General features: G+C 61.8%; 14 protein-coding genes. 2 read left to right on the top strand and 12 right to left on the bottom strand.

What is annotated here, in order from left to right:
* Positions 1-2,049, bottom strand: coding sequence for a phage terminase large subunit family protein (locus JF290_RS14540; RefSeq protein ID WP_199025624.1), 2,049 nt, complete (start codon positions 2,047-2,049; stop codon positions 1-3).
* Entirely contained in the window at positions 1,997-2,533 is a 537-nt protein-coding gene (locus tag JF290_RS14535; protein WP_199025623.1) for a hypothetical protein, read from the bottom strand. The genes JF290_RS14540 and JF290_RS14535 overlap by 53 nt, the downstream gene beginning before the upstream one ends.
* Positions 2,534-2,649: 116 nt before the next feature.
* Here JF290_RS14535 and JF290_RS14530 point away from each other — a divergent pair, with 116 nt between their 5' ends.
* Positions 2,650-2,922: a hypothetical protein gene (locus tag JF290_RS14530; protein WP_199025783.1), complete on the top strand. Its 273-nt coding sequence runs from the start codon at positions 2,650-2,652 to the stop codon at positions 2,920-2,922.
* Positions 2,923-3,012: 90 nt separating this feature from the next.
* Positions 3,013-3,561 carry a DUF3489 domain-containing protein gene (locus tag JF290_RS14525; RefSeq protein WP_199025622.1) on the top strand — a complete coding sequence of 183 codons (549 nt, stop codon included), beginning with the start codon at positions 3,013-3,015 and terminating at the stop codon, positions 3,559-3,561.
* A gap of 82 nt (positions 3,562-3,643) precedes the next feature.
* Here JF290_RS14525 and JF290_RS14520 read toward each other — a convergent pair whose 3' ends face one another.
* The 10 genes from JF290_RS14520 to JF290_RS14475 all read right to left on the bottom strand — a co-directional run bounded on the left by JF290_RS14520 (position 3,644) and on the right by JF290_RS14475 (position 13,634).
* Entirely contained in the window at positions 3,644-4,102 is a 459-nt protein-coding gene (locus tag JF290_RS14520) for a thermonuclease family protein (RefSeq protein ID WP_199025621.1), read from the bottom strand.
* Between the two features lie 172 nt (positions 4,103-4,274).
* Complete coding sequence (locus JF290_RS14515; RefSeq protein ID WP_199025620.1) at positions 4,275-5,540, bottom strand: site-specific DNA-methyltransferase; 1,266 nt, start codon at positions 5,538-5,540, stop codon at positions 4,275-4,277.
* A gap of 529 nt (positions 5,541-6,069) precedes the next feature.
* Positions 6,070-8,808, bottom strand: a complete 2,739-nt coding sequence (locus JF290_RS14510; protein ID WP_199025619.1) for an N-6 DNA methylase — start codon at positions 8,806-8,808, stop codon at positions 6,070-6,072.
* Complete coding sequence (locus tag JF290_RS14505; protein ID WP_199025618.1) at positions 8,808-9,659, bottom strand: DNA-methyltransferase; 852 nt, start codon at positions 9,657-9,659, stop codon at positions 8,808-8,810. Before JF290_RS14505 ends, JF290_RS14510 begins: the two co-directional genes overlap by 1 nt.
* 460 nt (positions 9,660-10,119) lie before the next feature.
* On the bottom strand, positions 10,120-10,779 hold the full coding sequence (locus tag JF290_RS14500) for a hypothetical protein (protein WP_199025617.1): 660 nt from the start codon (positions 10,777-10,779) through the stop codon (positions 10,120-10,122).
* Positions 10,780-10,791: 12 nt separating this feature from the next.
* On the bottom strand, positions 10,792-11,673 hold the full coding sequence (locus tag JF290_RS14495; protein ID WP_233155409.1) for a DNA cytosine methyltransferase: 882 nt from the start codon (positions 11,671-11,673) through the stop codon (positions 10,792-10,794).
* A gap of 71 nt (positions 11,674-11,744) precedes the next feature.
* The gene (locus JF290_RS14490; RefSeq protein ID WP_199025615.1) at positions 11,745-12,758 is read right to left on the bottom strand and encodes a helix-turn-helix domain-containing protein; all 1,014 of its coding nucleotides are present in this window, start codon (positions 12,756-12,758) and stop codon (positions 11,745-11,747) included.
* Positions 12,755-13,150 carry a VRR-NUC domain-containing protein gene (locus tag JF290_RS14485; protein ID WP_199025614.1) on the bottom strand — a complete coding sequence of 132 codons (396 nt, stop codon included), beginning with the start codon at positions 13,148-13,150 and terminating at the stop codon, positions 12,755-12,757. The genes JF290_RS14490 and JF290_RS14485 overlap by 4 nt, the downstream gene beginning before the upstream one ends.
* Positions 13,147-13,377 (bottom strand): hypothetical protein, encoded by a 231-nt coding sequence (locus JF290_RS14480; protein WP_199025613.1) that lies wholly within the window; start codon positions 13,375-13,377, stop codon positions 13,147-13,149. Before JF290_RS14480 ends, JF290_RS14485 begins: the two co-directional genes overlap by 4 nt.
* Positions 13,377-13,634 (bottom strand): helix-turn-helix transcriptional regulator, encoded by a 258-nt coding sequence (locus tag JF290_RS14475; RefSeq protein ID WP_199025612.1) that lies wholly within the window; start codon positions 13,632-13,634, stop codon positions 13,377-13,379. Before JF290_RS14475 ends, JF290_RS14480 begins: the two co-directional genes overlap by 1 nt.
* Positions 13,635-13,650: the final 16 nt, after the last annotated feature.

Genomic DNA, 13,650 nt, shown 5'->3' with positions numbered 1-13,650 from the left:
CTACCTCATGAAACGGGGCGTATAGGCCCGGCGCCGGCGGCGCGGTGTCTTCGGTGTGCCGGCCCGGGTCGGTTCGGGCGCGTCGGGTGTCGTGTCTTGTTCCGATATGCGGGGCGGTTCCGGCAGCCGGGTCTCGACCCCGGCCTGCGCTTCAAGCTGTCGCCACATGCGGTCGTCCCAGCGATCGGCGCCGAGGATCCAGATCGCGGCACGGGCATAGACCCGGCAATCCAGTGCCTCGTTGCGCTCGCGCAGCTTCTGCCATTCCTGCCGTGCGTAGCCGCGCTTGTTGCGCACCGTGACGAGCTGCTCGGCAACCAGCTGCTTCAGCCATTCGCTGTCGATCCAGTCCGGCAGATGGACACTGCCGGGCGGGTCCAGCACGCCCAGCGCGCGATCCTCGTCGCCCGGCCGCTCCAGTCGCAGAAACCGGTAGGTCTCTATCTTGAACGTCGCGGTGGCGATCGACCACAGCCGGGCACCGCGGCGCAGGCGGCGGCCGCCGATCGTGGCATCGACAAAGGTTGGTCCCGAGACCGGCGTCGCGCGGTTGAAGCCCTCGAGCCCCTTGATCGGGGCGACCTGTTCGAACCCCTGCGTCCGGGCCCAGCCATAGACCGCCGCTGCCTCGTAGCCGGTGTCGATGGCCAGATTGGCGATCGGCATCACCGCGCCGTTGGCGTGCTGCCAGGTCCGCCCCAGCAGCGCGGTCAGCTGATCCCAGCATCGTGGATCATCGGGACCACCGGGAAGGACGATGTGATCGACGAGCCAGCTTTCCAGCCCGCGGCCCCAGGCCCAGACGTCCACCTCGATGCGGTCCTTCTGGACATCGACCCCGGCGGTGAGGATCAGACCGCGTTCGGGGATCTGCGCGGCAAATCCCTCGCGGCGATCCGCCAGCCGCTGCCAGTCGGGTGCTTCGCCACTCTCGACCCAGGTCTCGCCCAGCAGCGTGTTGCGCGCGGCCCGCAGCATGTCCTCGGAGCCCTGCGCCGCCAGCCAGTCCCGCGCGATCTGTTCCCAGCTTTTCCACCCCACCGGCGAATAGAGCGCCGACAGGTGGAACCCGATCGCCGTCGGGTCGGCCGAGACCGCGGTGGCCCGCCATTCGCCTTGTTCCAGCATTGCCGTCTTGTGATGCTCGGCAATCGGCGTCTCGCAGCCGGCGCAATGATAGGCAGCTGTCTCCGGGCGATCCTTCTCCCAGTGCAGGCGTTCGAACTGCAGCCACTGCCTGTGACCGCAATGCGGGCAGGGCACGAAGTAGCGCCGCTGGTCGCTGGCCTCGAACTCGCGCTCGATGCGGCTCAGCCCCCGGATCGTGGGGGTGGAGACCAGGAACAGCTTGCGTCGATGCGCGAAGGTGGTGGTGCGGGCCTCAGCCAGCGTGACCGGATCGCCTTCCTCATCGGCCGAGGCGGGATAGGCATCGACCTCATCGAGAAAGATGTAGCGCGCCGGCATCGAGCGCAGCCCTGTGGCGGAGTTCGCGCCCGTCAGCACCAGAATGCCGCCGGGAAATTCCTTCGACAGCATCGAATTGCCGGCATCACGCGAGCGCGCCGGGTTGACCCGTTCCTTCAGCGCCGGGCTTTCGGCGATCAGCGGATCGAGCCGCCCGCGGGAGGCGCGCTTGGCCATTTCCACCGTCGGCAGCACCGCCAGCATCGGCCCCGGCGCGTGATGGATAACAAAGCCGATCCAGTTGTTACCGGCCTCGGTCGCCCCGACCTGCGCCGCCTTCATGAAGCTGATGCGCTGCGCCGGGTGGCGGGGCGAGAGCGCATCCATGATCTCGCGCAGATAGGGCGTGCGGGCAGTGCGGTAGCGCCCGGGCTCAGCCGCCGCCCGCGAGGACAGCCAGCGGTGCTGATCGGCCCAGTCCGAGACCGACAGGTCCGGATCAGGGCGCAGGCCCCGGCGCCAGGCCCGCAGGATATCGTCGGCCCCGTCAAAACCGGTGTCGGGATCGTTCGCTAGATCGGACTTCGCCTCATTCAACCGTGACCCGGAGATCGGCGAGGGCGTCGAGTTGTTCCCGGACATGGGTTTCCAGCACCCTCTGCAGGATCGCGGCCTCGAGCGTCACCGGAGACCCGGTAGTCTTTTCCTCCTCCGCCGAGATATCCGCCGCGATCAGCGCCGCCACCCGGGCGGGCCAGGTCACCCAGGCGTCCCGTTCCTGCCGCGCCAGGCGGAACACCAGCGTTTCGGCCCGGGCCCGGTCCACCAGCGCGCCCTTCTTCTTCTGGATCGCCAGCTGGCGGTCCTGCGCCTGGTAGACCGTGAGCGCGGTGCGGGCCTTCAGATACGAGGTGCTGTCGCCTGCACCGGACACCGCGCTGTCGCCGCCGAGGCTGCGCCGCTGCTGATCCGGATCGGTGGTCTCGGCCCGGCGGGCGTCGGAGGCTTCGGCATTGATCGAGCCATCGGCGAAGAGCACCAGTCGCCCGGACTTGCGCGCCTTCTGGATTGCTCCGCGCGACAAACCAGTGTGGGCGGCGTATTCGCGCTCGCTCAGGCCGTCCATGGATGATCGCCGGTCTGATTATAAAGCACTCTTATTGCTCGCTATTTCGTTGATTGAGCCTGCCACCAGAGCGATTCTGATTGCACCAGAACGATGCACCTCACCCCGGAGAGCCGATCATGACCCGCCTCAATCCCCAGACCACGCCCCGCCATCAGCTGCGGGCCGAAAAGGCCCGGCGCAACCGGGAGGCGGCGCTTGCCGCCTTCATCGGCAGGAAGGCGGAGATCGACGCGATGCTGGCCAGACTGCAGAGCCTCAGCGACGACCACTTCAACTGCCAACCTGACGAAGTGGGCTGGGCGACGGTCGGCACTCTTGAGCATTATGCCAGCCTGCTGAAGCGCATCACCGACAGCGCCTTTGGCGAAGGCGAGCACGCCGGGTAGTTTCGCCGACTCCGGCAGAAGGCCCCGCTTGGCGGGGCCTGTCCCGGTAGAAGCCGGCGCATCCCGCGCCTGCCGAGACCGGAGACAATCATGGCCCACCTCACCGAAACCCAGACGAAGATCCTCGCCGCCGCCTCCACGCGCCCGGGCAACCTGGCGATGCCGCTGCCCAAGGGCCTGCACGGTGCCGCCGCGAAGAAAGCCGTGGGCAAGATGATCGAACGCGGGCTGCTCGAGGAGGTCGATGCCGACCTGCGCCGCAACGAGCCGCTCTGGCGCGAAACCGGGGATGGCCATGGCACCACGCTGATCGCCACCGAGGCCGGGCTTGACGCGATCGGCATCGAGCCGGTGGTGGCGCAGGCCATGGCCGGGCTGCGCAAGCCGAAGCCCGAGGTGGTGGAAACCGCCTGTCCGGTTTCCGTGCGCAAGGGCACGAAACAGGCGGAGCTGATCGCGCTGCTGCAGGCTCCGGAGGGTGCCAGCATAGCCGAGATCACCGCCACCACCGGCTGGCAACCTCATAGCGTGCGCGGGGCCATCTCGGGTCAGCTGAAGAAGAAGCTGGGGTTCGTGGTGACCTCGGAGAAGATCGAGGGCCGGGGAAGAGTTTACCGGATCGATCCCCTCGAGGCCTGACCTACCGCCAGCGCCGACAGGCGCCTTCGGAGATCATGATGGCGGCGATGTCGCGCCCATCCACCAGCCGGCAGGAGCCGACCTAGCGGTCGTAGCTGCGCCGCCCGGTGAGACTGCAGTCCAGCCGTTCACCGGACACCAGCTGCCGCATTCGCCTTGTGGCGGCATTGCCCTGCGCGGTGCCTTTCTCTGCACAATCCAGCGCGGCAATGCGGATCGGTGTGCCAGCCACCTCGATCGTATCCCCGTCCCGCACATGGCTGACCCGGCCTGAGAGGCTTCGGCCAGGCGCGGATGGTGACGTGCCGCCGCTCCGGCTGTTGAGCGCGTCTCCTCCCCGGATCACCCGTGGCAGGGAGGCGGTCGCGCCGGTGCCACTGTCCCGCAGGAGGCCCGGGAACAGATCCGGATACCGGTCTGATCCGAAAGCCACCATCCAGAGCAACAGGGCCGCCGCTGGAATCACCAGAATGACCAGCGGAGAACGCTGGCGGATACGCGCAAACCAGCCTTGCGACGGCGGGCTGTTCCGGCGGCGCATCTTCCGGTGCTCCTTCGCCATGCGCTGCCAGTCACGCTTTGATCTGATCGGTCGGTTGTCCAGGCGGCGGCGCATGGGTCCTCGGTGTCTCTGGGTTCCGGGGGGCGACTATTGCACTGCGTCTGTTGCCTGTCCACCAAGGCGAGGACGTTCCCGTCACCGGGAAACCGCGTCAGCTCTGTGTTCCGATCCTTTCTGCCTGCAGCGCTGCCCAGCTGCGGACGGTCGCCTCGTGAATGGCGGATTCCCCGGTAAACCGCTGCCAGCGTTCGATCGCGACATCCACATAGGCCGGGTTTAGCTCGATCCCGTAGCAGACCCGGCCCGTGGTCTCGGCCGCGATCAGCGTGGTGCCGGAGCCCATGAAGGGTTCATAAATCGCCTGTCCCGGGCTCGAGTTGTTCAGGATCGGCCGGCGCATGCATTCGACCGGTTTCTGGGTCCCGTGTACGGTCTCGGCATCCTGATCGCGGTTGGCGATCTGCCACAGCGTGGTCTGCTTGCGATCCCCGGCCCAGTGGCCCTTGCCGGACTTCTTCACGGCATACCAGCAGGGCTCATGCTGCCAGTGATAATCGCCGCGGCTTAGCACCAGCCGGTCCTTGGCCCAGATGATCTGCGAGCGGACGGAGAAGCTGGCGGCGATCAGGCTTTCGGCGACCGTGGTAGCATGCAGGGCCCCATGCCAGACATAGGCGACATCGCCTGGGAACAGCGCCCAGGCCTCGCGCCAGTCGGCCCGGTCGTCGTTCAGCACCTTGCCGGTACGTCTGGTGGCCGCGGCGCCGGCCTGGTTGCGCCAGCCGGGATCGTATTCCACGCCATAGGGCGGGTCGGTGACCATTAGCAGGGGCTTCACATCGCCGAGCAAGCGACCAACGACATCGGCCGATGTGCTGTCACCGCAGATCAACCGGTGCGGTCCCAGTCGCCAGAGGTCACCCGGGCGGCTGACCGGGTCCTCCGGCGGGTCCGGCACCTCGTCCTCGCCGTCGACGGCACCTTCGCCGCTGTCGCCCGGGTCCTGCAGCAGCGCATCCAGATCCACATCGTCAAAGCCCAGCAGCGACAGGTCGAAATCCTCGGCCAGCAGCCCGGCGATCTCGTCGCGCAGGATTGCCTCGTCCCAGTCACCGAGCTCGGTCAGCTTGTTGTCGGCAATGCGATAGGCGCGCCGTTCCGCCTCATCAAGATGGCCCAGCCGGATCACCGGCACCTCATTCAACCCGAGCCTTGTGGCCGCCAGCACACGTCCATGCCCGGCAATCAGCTCACCGTCATCGGCCACCATGCAGGGCACGGTCCAGCCGAACTTCGCCATGCTGGCGGCGATCTTCGCCACCTGATCGGCGCAATGCATCTTCGCATTCTGCGCATAGGGACGCAGCCGGTCGATCGGCCAGCTCTCGATCTGGCGCGGCGCGAAGACAAGGTCCATGGGTGAGGCTCAATGCTCTGAATGCGCGAACGCCCCATGTCGTCAGCAGGGGATAGCCAGCGACAAACTCGGGTTCGCGATGATGGGAAAACGATAGCGCCCGCGAGGGGTTTCCTCCGGGCGCTCTCCTTCGATGATCAAGGTATGAGTCAAGGGGGGCAGGTTTGTCAACAGGAAATCACGCCCGGATTCAGTGGCTTCAGAACGGGTGGATTCCTCAGCCTGGAGTCCGGCAGGTGGCTTCCCCGGGTGGATTTTAGTGTTTTTGTCAAGAATCCACCCTTGGCGGAAGTTTGCGAGTCGTAACCAACTGTTTTTGCTAATCTAATTGCTTCGGGCTCGGCAAGGTGGATTCCGGGTGGATTCCCCGGTGAGATCCGGTTTCGCTAGCGAAATGTTGCGCTCAGCCCCCCCGTATACAATTGGGGCCGGGGAGGAACCATTGGGAGAGGCCGCGAAAGATGCGTTCGTTAAAGCGGGGCTCGCCCCGCTTCCCAATGTAGCGGCATTTATCTATCTAGATCCAATTCTAAGCGTTCACTGATTGTCGAATTTCAGTCAGTGCTCGAAGACTGTCATAGATTACTTCTCGCGCAACGGTTATCCCAAACGCATTGAAAACAACTTCGTCAAAGGCGATGCGATCTTCTTGGTCGAGTTCGTCTGCAACTTCCAAAATCGTCCGTGTTGTAAGAGGCATGAAGGCCGCGACGATACTGTTTCTTGCGTCGGCGTTAATCGCAGCCGGATCAAGCACATGCAGAGAACTTTCGATCCGATCCTTGTTTAGGTCCAGCACACCAAGACCACGCCCAAACCCAATCGCCTCAATCATCAAGATGCCAAGCGTACTGTTGAGTAGCGCGTGCAATAGGTCTGCATCAGTTCCCGCTTTCGCGTTCAGGGCTATAAGGCGCTGGTCCACGAAAGCTGGAGGGTCGAGCCGTCCAACGTAAAGCCGTGATCCGAACCCCATCGGCACAACGAATTCTGTCAGCCGATCGGCGCGCATTTCGTACCAGTGACCTCCCAACGGAGCAGTCTTCGCCAGCACGTCTGTAAGTGGCTCATTCTTGCCGTTTCGCACGTTCTCAAATCGCTTGATCCATGCAAGAGCACCAGTGTCACCCCTTTCTGTCAAATCATCAATCGTGCGGGAGCAGCTAAAGGCGTCCTTACCAGCATTCCCAACCAATCTGTCCAAGCCTTTTGACGAACGAAGAACCGGTGCGATATATTCTGCTTCAATCCCGTGATTTGGTGCCGGGTAAAATAGATCATTCCAGCCGCGACGTTCACCCCGCCGAATGTCGAGGAGATTGCGCGCCGGAACGAGGGGCAGATCGAGCACCCAATCAACGCCAACAAATTGCGCGCTACCCGCAAGACCCATCGGGCGAAGTCGTTCAATATTCTCTCGATTCGTGCGCTGAACTGTCAGAACATCTTCCTGCGGCATACCTTGATCTATCAAAGCCGCAACATTTTGGGCGTGGTCATCATCGGTGAGGACCTCGATCGGCTGCTTGAGAACAACAAAGTCTGTCCCATGATCCGGTTCTGCCCCGATTGCTGGTTTTTGCAGCACAAGGAGGTTCGTCACCACATCAGCGTTTGAGAACCATCGCCCTGCGCCGGACGTTACTACAGTTCGCAACTCAAAAAAGTCCTTTAGGCGTTCGTAAAAGGCTGCACCCCAAGCCGTGCCAAGCCACGCGTTCGTGATGATGATGCCCATACGGCCGCCCGGCTCCAAAAGGTCGTAAAGCGCGAAAGGGAGATAGGCGGCGACATCAGCCCTGCCTGGTAGTGTTTCGCCAGTCTCATTTTCCAGCCAATTGTTTACAGTTTGGATTGCATTGCCGTACGTTGCCCTTCCTTCTTGGGCGACGAACGGCAGATTGCTTGCGATCGCGCGGAACGTTCCCAGTGCCTCCGTGTGCTCCGTGCCATCGCTCGGATCACGAAAGCTCACAGCCAAATCGGGTACGAGGATGAAAGCATCGAGTGAAAACAATCGCAGCGGTTGCCGCATCAACAAAGGCGATGTCAACGAAAAGGTTGCCAGCTGGACCGCTGGTTTGTCGAGATCGTTTCCGCAAATCTGGGATGCAGCATCTGCTGGGGCGATAGCTCCTGCAAGTTTCATATCAAGCGCCGCCCGCACTATTGTTCCACTACCACAACACGGATCGAGTAGACGGTCATTTAAGTCATCGAGGCAGAGCTTTACGAGTAAATTAGCGAGTGGAGCGGGGGTAGTATATTGCCCACGGGCCTTCCGGTCCGAAACGGCTGCCGAGGTTTCTAAAACCGTTGAAAGCTGTGCTTGATCGACAGCGCCGAGGCGTAGGTCACCTAGGAGGCGGTTGAACTCGCATAGCTGTCGCCATGCTTCTGGCGGCATCACACGGAGTGCCATCGCATCGCAAAAAACAGTCCAGAAATTGCAAGCCCGAGTTATCTCGTCGAACGTTTCGAGCGCGCGGTCAGGACCGGTATTTTCATTAATCCCAGTGACAATAGCAGCACGGTCGTCGCGTTCACGCAAGACATGCGCAAATAGGAATTTACCCATCCAATTGATGAGGTTCGCCCGAGCCAGTGCGAGATGAGGGTCACTTCCGTCATAATCTTGCTGATTCCGACTCCACCACAGGGCAATCTGTGAGCGTAAGTCCCGGCTTTTCTGGGTTTCAACTTTGATTGCATCGGCGACAAGTTGCGTGTTTTGCAGAACAAGCGTGGTTAGTCCGCCACTCCGGTAAGCTTCGATAAATTGACGGCCTTCCAAATCGCCCGATGCAAGAAGAGCGTTCACCGTCTGAAGGATTTCAGCACCGACAGTCTCCCAACGTACGCGATGCCGCTGCACATCTGCCCGTGTTTTGATATCTCTCAACTCGTCCCATTCCGTATGCAAAATAAAGGTGTCTTCTTGGTCAAGAACATAAAGGCGGGCGTAACGCACGTTCCAAAGCACGAAGCTGTCTAAGCCAAGTGATCGGGCCTTTTCTTCTGCATTGTCAAAAAATACGGCGTCATCAATGGAAGTGTCAGGAAGTTTAAGCTCCCAACCTTGCAGGATGCGCGCTGCATCTCGATCGCCAAACAGCAGGACATCTGGGAACATACTTCCGCCATTCACTGCAATCGTCTGTTCTCCACTGACATGGCGAACAGATTGGTGCCCTGAGTTTGCTATACGCTGAAGATGTCCGATGAGGTCGATCGCCCAAGAGCGCTCGTTGTAATTCGCTTTTGCCACTATTGGGTCGCCTCTAACTTCATGCCTCCGATAACCTCATCAACGTCTATCAAGCCGCGGCCCTTCTGTTTTCCAGACTTGCCCGCGACTTCGATGCTCGCAGACAAATGCGGGAGATTCACAAGCTCTAATTTTTCGACTTCCAATAGTCGTTGTCGTGCGACATCCATGTAGTCTATCGGTTCGTTCTTGAATTGACGCGACTCTTCATTTTTTTCGATGCCAATATAGCGACGACCTTCGATGGCGGCTGCCACTAAGAAGCTCCCGCTTCCAAAAGCATTGTCTAGTACGACATCGCCGGGACCAGTAAACATCTGGATAAGGTATCGACCTAGCGCAACGGGCTTTTGAGTTGGGTGCCAGACCCGGCGACCAGCCTCGCTCTCGGCTGTTTTGCAATATAGCGCATCTGTAGGAAATCTTCCGCCTTCGCTCTTAACCTGAACAGGACGAAAGTCACCATAACTGCCAGTATACTGGGCTTTGCGCCGCCCTTTATCATAGGGCTCTCCGGAAGACATTACTGGCCTATAGACCGGTTGTTGTTTGTAGAAAATACAGATGTCTTCGTGCTGGCGGAGTGGCTGACGGCGTGCATTGAGGAAGTTCGTTGGTTTACTCTTCACCCAAATAAATTTGTATTTAAACCATTTCTCTTTGCTCAACATGAGTTTAGCAGTAAACAACCCTTGAGAAGTTAATGCAATGACGCCGCGGGGCTTAATGATCCGTTCGTAATGCGCCCAGAGTTGCTTTAGCGGAATCACACTATCCCATTTGTTCTGTGTTGTTCCATAGGGAAGATCGCATAAAATCATATCGACCGACGCATCCTCGACGTCAGCCATGAGCTCTAAGCAGTCCCCTTCGTGGATACTATTTGCCTGAATCGTCACTGTACACGTTGCCCATCGTACCCTTGCCTGTCGTGACGATCTTCGAAATAGGAAGCCACCGCCTTACGAACGACCCAAGCAATCGAGGTGTCGTTTTCATTAGCTGTTCGTTCCAACTCGTCATGAAGATGGCGGGGAAGACTCACAGATAGCCTAACGCGTGACGAACCTTCATCTCTAACTCTCTCATCGTTCTTCATGTCAGTTCGCTCGTCGATTTAAAAGTCACCAAGATGGTGCATAACGGTGCAGAACAAAAATGCAACTCTTATCTGTCAACATGGTTTTTTTAGTGTCCTGTCTACAAAGATAAGATCTCGGTGTCATAAATCAGCGAAGCTTTCCAAACTGGGGACTGTGAGCAAAAGGTTCGTACAGCAGCTTGGCCAAAGTATTCCGTAACTTCGCGCCATCACGTGGTTTTCCAAGGCCGCACCTTCGGCATCGCCGCCGTCACCTCGACCTCCCGCAGTATCCCGCCCACCATCAGCCCATCGCGCACCCAGGCCAGCGCCTGCCGCCAATCCTCATAGCCGCGCCGGGCGGAGGTGATTTGTTCCGGATGCGGCCGCCAGGTCACCGGGCAGGCCAGAACCTCCACTGTCCGCCATTTGCCCCGGGTCAGCAGCCGTTCGGTGCCCACAACTTCCGTCACGGCCCGAATACCATGCTGATTTTGCCGCGTTTCCACTGGCACACAGCGTGGTACCACGCCAGGCATCCAGTCGGGGGTCAACCCAGCGCGGGCCAGTTCCGCTACCCGGATCGCCATGCGGATGCCACCCAGACTGTCGGGCATTCCGGCGACGGCGGCGGCGATCACCTCGGCGTCCGCGTGGGTGTAGCTGCCCATCTTGTGCTGGCCGCCGTCGACCTTGCAGCCCAGCGCAGCGCGTTGCATCAGGACATATTCTAGGCCGAAGCCAAAACCCTCCTCGGTCACATCATTCGGCACAGGCAGTTCCAGCTGAGCCTTCTCGACCCGGAACGCCCATTCCAGCGCCGCCTGCACGCCCAGCGCGCGTTTTACTTTCGTGCCGCCCCTGCGGCCGAGCTTGCCTTGGAAACTCATGGCTGCAATCCTTCAAGGAAATCCAGTTGCGCTGGGCTTTCCGTCCCAGCGGTCGGTCGCCAGATCCACGGGCCCCAGGCCATGGGCAGCTGTGAGAGCGCGCCACGCATGTGCCGCTGCCAATGGATGAACTCCGTTGCCGAGCAGTTGCAGAGCGCGTGCCCGATGGGCCAGCCCATCAGCCATCCGACGAAGAGCGGGTTGAGCCGCCGCCGTGCCCGGGCTTTCAGTATCCGCCGCGAGACGACGCGCCCATGCGAGGCAATCATTGAAGCCCAGAGCGGGCGCGAGGTCGGGGCGTGCGGTGAGGATCGCTGCCCACGCGGCACGGTCGTCAGGTCCGGGCGGATGAAGCCCTGTTCCGCGCGGTAGTGCAGGATGTCCATCCGGCTCTTGCCATCCGCCCGTTTCACGCTGTCCGGGCTGCTGCCTTTCCAGTTCTGGGCCGCCGGTGTGGGCCAGGATGAAGATCCGCAGCCGCTGGTGCGGCGCGCCGACTTCTGCCGCGCTGAACAGGCCTGCCGCAGGTGTGTAGCCCATGTCCCAAAGCTCTCGCAGGACGGTCTCAAGCCCGAGGCTGACGTGACCGGGCACGTTTTCGAGGAAGACCCAGGCGGGACGGCATTCCCCGATGACGCGAGCGACGTCTGGCCAGAGGTGCCGGGGATCATCGGCCCCACTGCGTTTTCCGGCAGCGCTGAAGGGCTGACAGGGATATCCGGCGAGGACGATGTCGAAGGCACCGTGAAAGGGGCGGGCATCGAAGCTGCGCAGATCGTCCCAGATCGGGGCCGGGGCGAAATATCCCGCGCGCTGGGCGGCGATGAGCACAGCCCGTGGCCAGTCCTCCCATTCGACAAAGGCGCGCGTGTGATAGCCGGGTTCGGCGAGCATGAGGCCCAGATCAAGGCCTCCACCGCCTGCGCAGAGGGACAATCCGTGCCGGGGACGTGACACCATGGCATTCACCGCACTCCCCGCTGATGTAGTCTGTCCGCTGTCACCAACCTGCGGGCCAGCATTGCCTCGCAGATGGCGTTACTGATCATGCTGGGGGGCAGGTATTCGTCGGAGTTCACCTTGGCCGCATAGAACGCCGCCAGTTCGTCCGCGCTGGGCGGTGACTTTCCTTGGGCCTTTCTGCTGCGCTTGGCGGTCAGGGCGATGCCATTTGTAGCAGCACCTTGGGCGTCGCGCTGGGCGGCGCGTTCCATGAACCGGTCGAGCGCTTTTGGCCCATCGGGCGGATTGGGGTGATCGCGCCGGGTCTCGGTGGCGACCTCAATGATCCGATCCCCGGAGAGCCCGAGGTCATCGATCCAGCGGCGAACATGGCTTCTGGCTGGCGCGCCCTGCCACCAGGCGGGCAGGCTGGCATTTGCGGCGAAGCCCAGCGCCGAGAGCAGCTCTGCAAAGAACCGATCAAGATCGGAATCTCGCGCCTGCGCGTCCTCCTCCTCCTTTACTGGTTCCCTTAAAGGTTCTCTTACAAGGTTAGTGTCCGGATTCCGGACACGGCTTTGGCCATTTTCCGGACACGGGTCGGGGCAAAAACCGGACACGGCTCCGTGTCCGATATCCGGACATGGTATTGCCGCATCCACCGCGTTTGGCCGCCATTCACCTGCAGATGCGAATGGCGTTTCAGAGTCGGCAAGCCCGTGTCCGGATTCTGGACATGGACCTGAGTTATTCGGTGCGGGCGGTGCCTCGAAGCCGAGGAAGTACCGGGTCGTTTTCTGGCGTTTGGTGACCGGATCGATGCAGGTGACCCGGCGGATCAGACCGGCCGCTTCAAGCCGGTCAAGATGCACATTCAGAGTCGATCGGCTGATCTCGCAATCATGCGCCAGCCGGGTCTGCGAGGGGAAGCAGCCGTAATCCGGGTTGTGCCGGTCGCAAAGATGCCAGAGCACGATCCTGGTGGTGGGCTTCAGCCCGCGCTGCTGGATCGCCCAGACGGTTGCCTTGTGGCTCATGGTGCAACCCTCCGTACCTGGGGCACCACGCGCGTGGTGAACCCGTGATCGGCCAGCGCGCCCAGCGCGTCATCAAGTGAGCGGACCAGCGCCCAACCGAAGCCCTGTGCCAGAACGGCATCTCGGAACGCTTCTTGGTTGGGGCGCAGGCGCCCCTTGGGGGCCTTCAGTTCAAGAAACAGGATGCGCCCGTCGCAGAGCACCATCAGATCGGCAAAACCCGCATGCACGCCCATTCCGACCAGAATGGCCTGGCGCTTTGCGCCGCGAGGCCCGGCCTCGGTCACTTCGTTGGCGCAGTGATGGATGATGGCGGTGCGGGGCAGGGCGACGCGCAGCGCCTGCACCACTGCACGCTGCAGATCGGCCTCGGGGGTGCCGCGTCGCTTCATCGCGCGCCCCTCCCATCAAGGTCGCGCCGTCGGGCGGCTCGGGTTGGCTGGCGCGCATTGATCACAACCAGCAGAATGCGAGCGTCCTCGCGTTCCTGTTCCGTCTCGCCATGTTGAACGAGGATATTGCAGGCGAGCCGGATCAGGGGATCACTGTGATGGGCGACATCGCCGATCACGGCGCGGGCTTCCGCCAGGCGGTCAGAGGGCCAGGTGGAATTGTGCATCACCGGCGCCCTCCGGCACGGCGGCGGCGCGGGGCGTTCTGCTCCTGCTCCTCCAGCCAGTCCTCGACGGCGGCACGGCGGTAATAGACCTTGCGCCCGGCGCGCACGCAGGGCGGGCCGGTGCGTTGGGCCTCCCAGCGGCGCAGCGTGTCGACCGACAGGCCGAGTTCCAGCGCCAGGTCGAGGCGGCTGATCCAACCAACCAGCAGCGTGCGGGGTTTTTCTTTAGGGGCGGGCATCGATCCGAGATGCGGCATTGGGGGTCTCCCTGTT

Source organism: Sedimentitalea arenosa (assembly GCF_016428585.1).
Lineage (GTDB): Bacteria > Pseudomonadota > Alphaproteobacteria > Rhodobacterales > Rhodobacteraceae > Sedimentitalea > Sedimentitalea arenosa.
This window is presented reverse-complemented; position numbering and strand designations above follow the sequence as displayed.

Bases quoted from the DNA above. Each gene is read 5' to 3' on its own strand.
- JF290_RS14540 (WP_199025624.1), bottom strand. From the start codon at position 2,049: ATGTCCGGGAACAACTCGACGCCCTCGCCGATCTCCGGGTCACGGTTG.
- JF290_RS14535 (WP_199025623.1), bottom strand. From the start codon at position 2,533: ATGGACGGCCTGAGCGAGCGCGAATACGCCGCCCACACTGGTTTGTCG.
- JF290_RS14525 (WP_199025622.1), top strand. From the start codon at position 3,013: ATGGCCCACCTCACCGAAACCCAGACGAAGATCCTCGCCGCCGCCTCC.
- JF290_RS14520 (WP_199025621.1), bottom strand. From the start codon at position 4,102: ATGCGCCGCCGGAACAGCCCGCCGTCGCAAGGCTGGTTTGCGCGTATC.
- JF290_RS14515 (WP_199025620.1), bottom strand. From the start codon at position 5,540: ATGGACCTTGTCTTCGCGCCGCGCCAGATCGAGAGCTGGCCGATCGAC.
- JF290_RS14505 (WP_199025618.1), bottom strand. From the start codon at position 9,659: ATGGCTGACGTCGAGGATGCGTCGGTCGATATGATTTTATGCGATCTT.
- JF290_RS14500 (WP_199025617.1), bottom strand. From the start codon at position 10,779: ATGAGTTTCCAAGGCAAGCTCGGCCGCAGGGGCGGCACGAAAGTAAAA.
- JF290_RS14495 (WP_233155409.1), bottom strand. From the start codon at position 11,673: ATGCTCGCCGAACCCGGCTATCACACGCGCGCCTTTGTCGAATGGGAG.
- JF290_RS14490 (WP_199025615.1), bottom strand. From the start codon at position 12,758: ATGAGCCACAAGGCAACCGTCTGGGCGATCCAGCAGCGCGGGCTGAAG.
- JF290_RS14485 (WP_199025614.1), bottom strand. From the start codon at position 13,150: ATGAAGCGACGCGGCACCCCCGAGGCCGATCTGCAGCGTGCAGTGGTG.
- JF290_RS14480 (WP_199025613.1), bottom strand. From the start codon at position 13,377: ATGCACAATTCCACCTGGCCCTCTGACCGCCTGGCGGAAGCCCGCGCC.
- JF290_RS14475 (WP_199025612.1), bottom strand. From the start codon at position 13,634: ATGCCGCATCTCGGATCGATGCCCGCCCCTAAAGAAAAACCCCGCACG.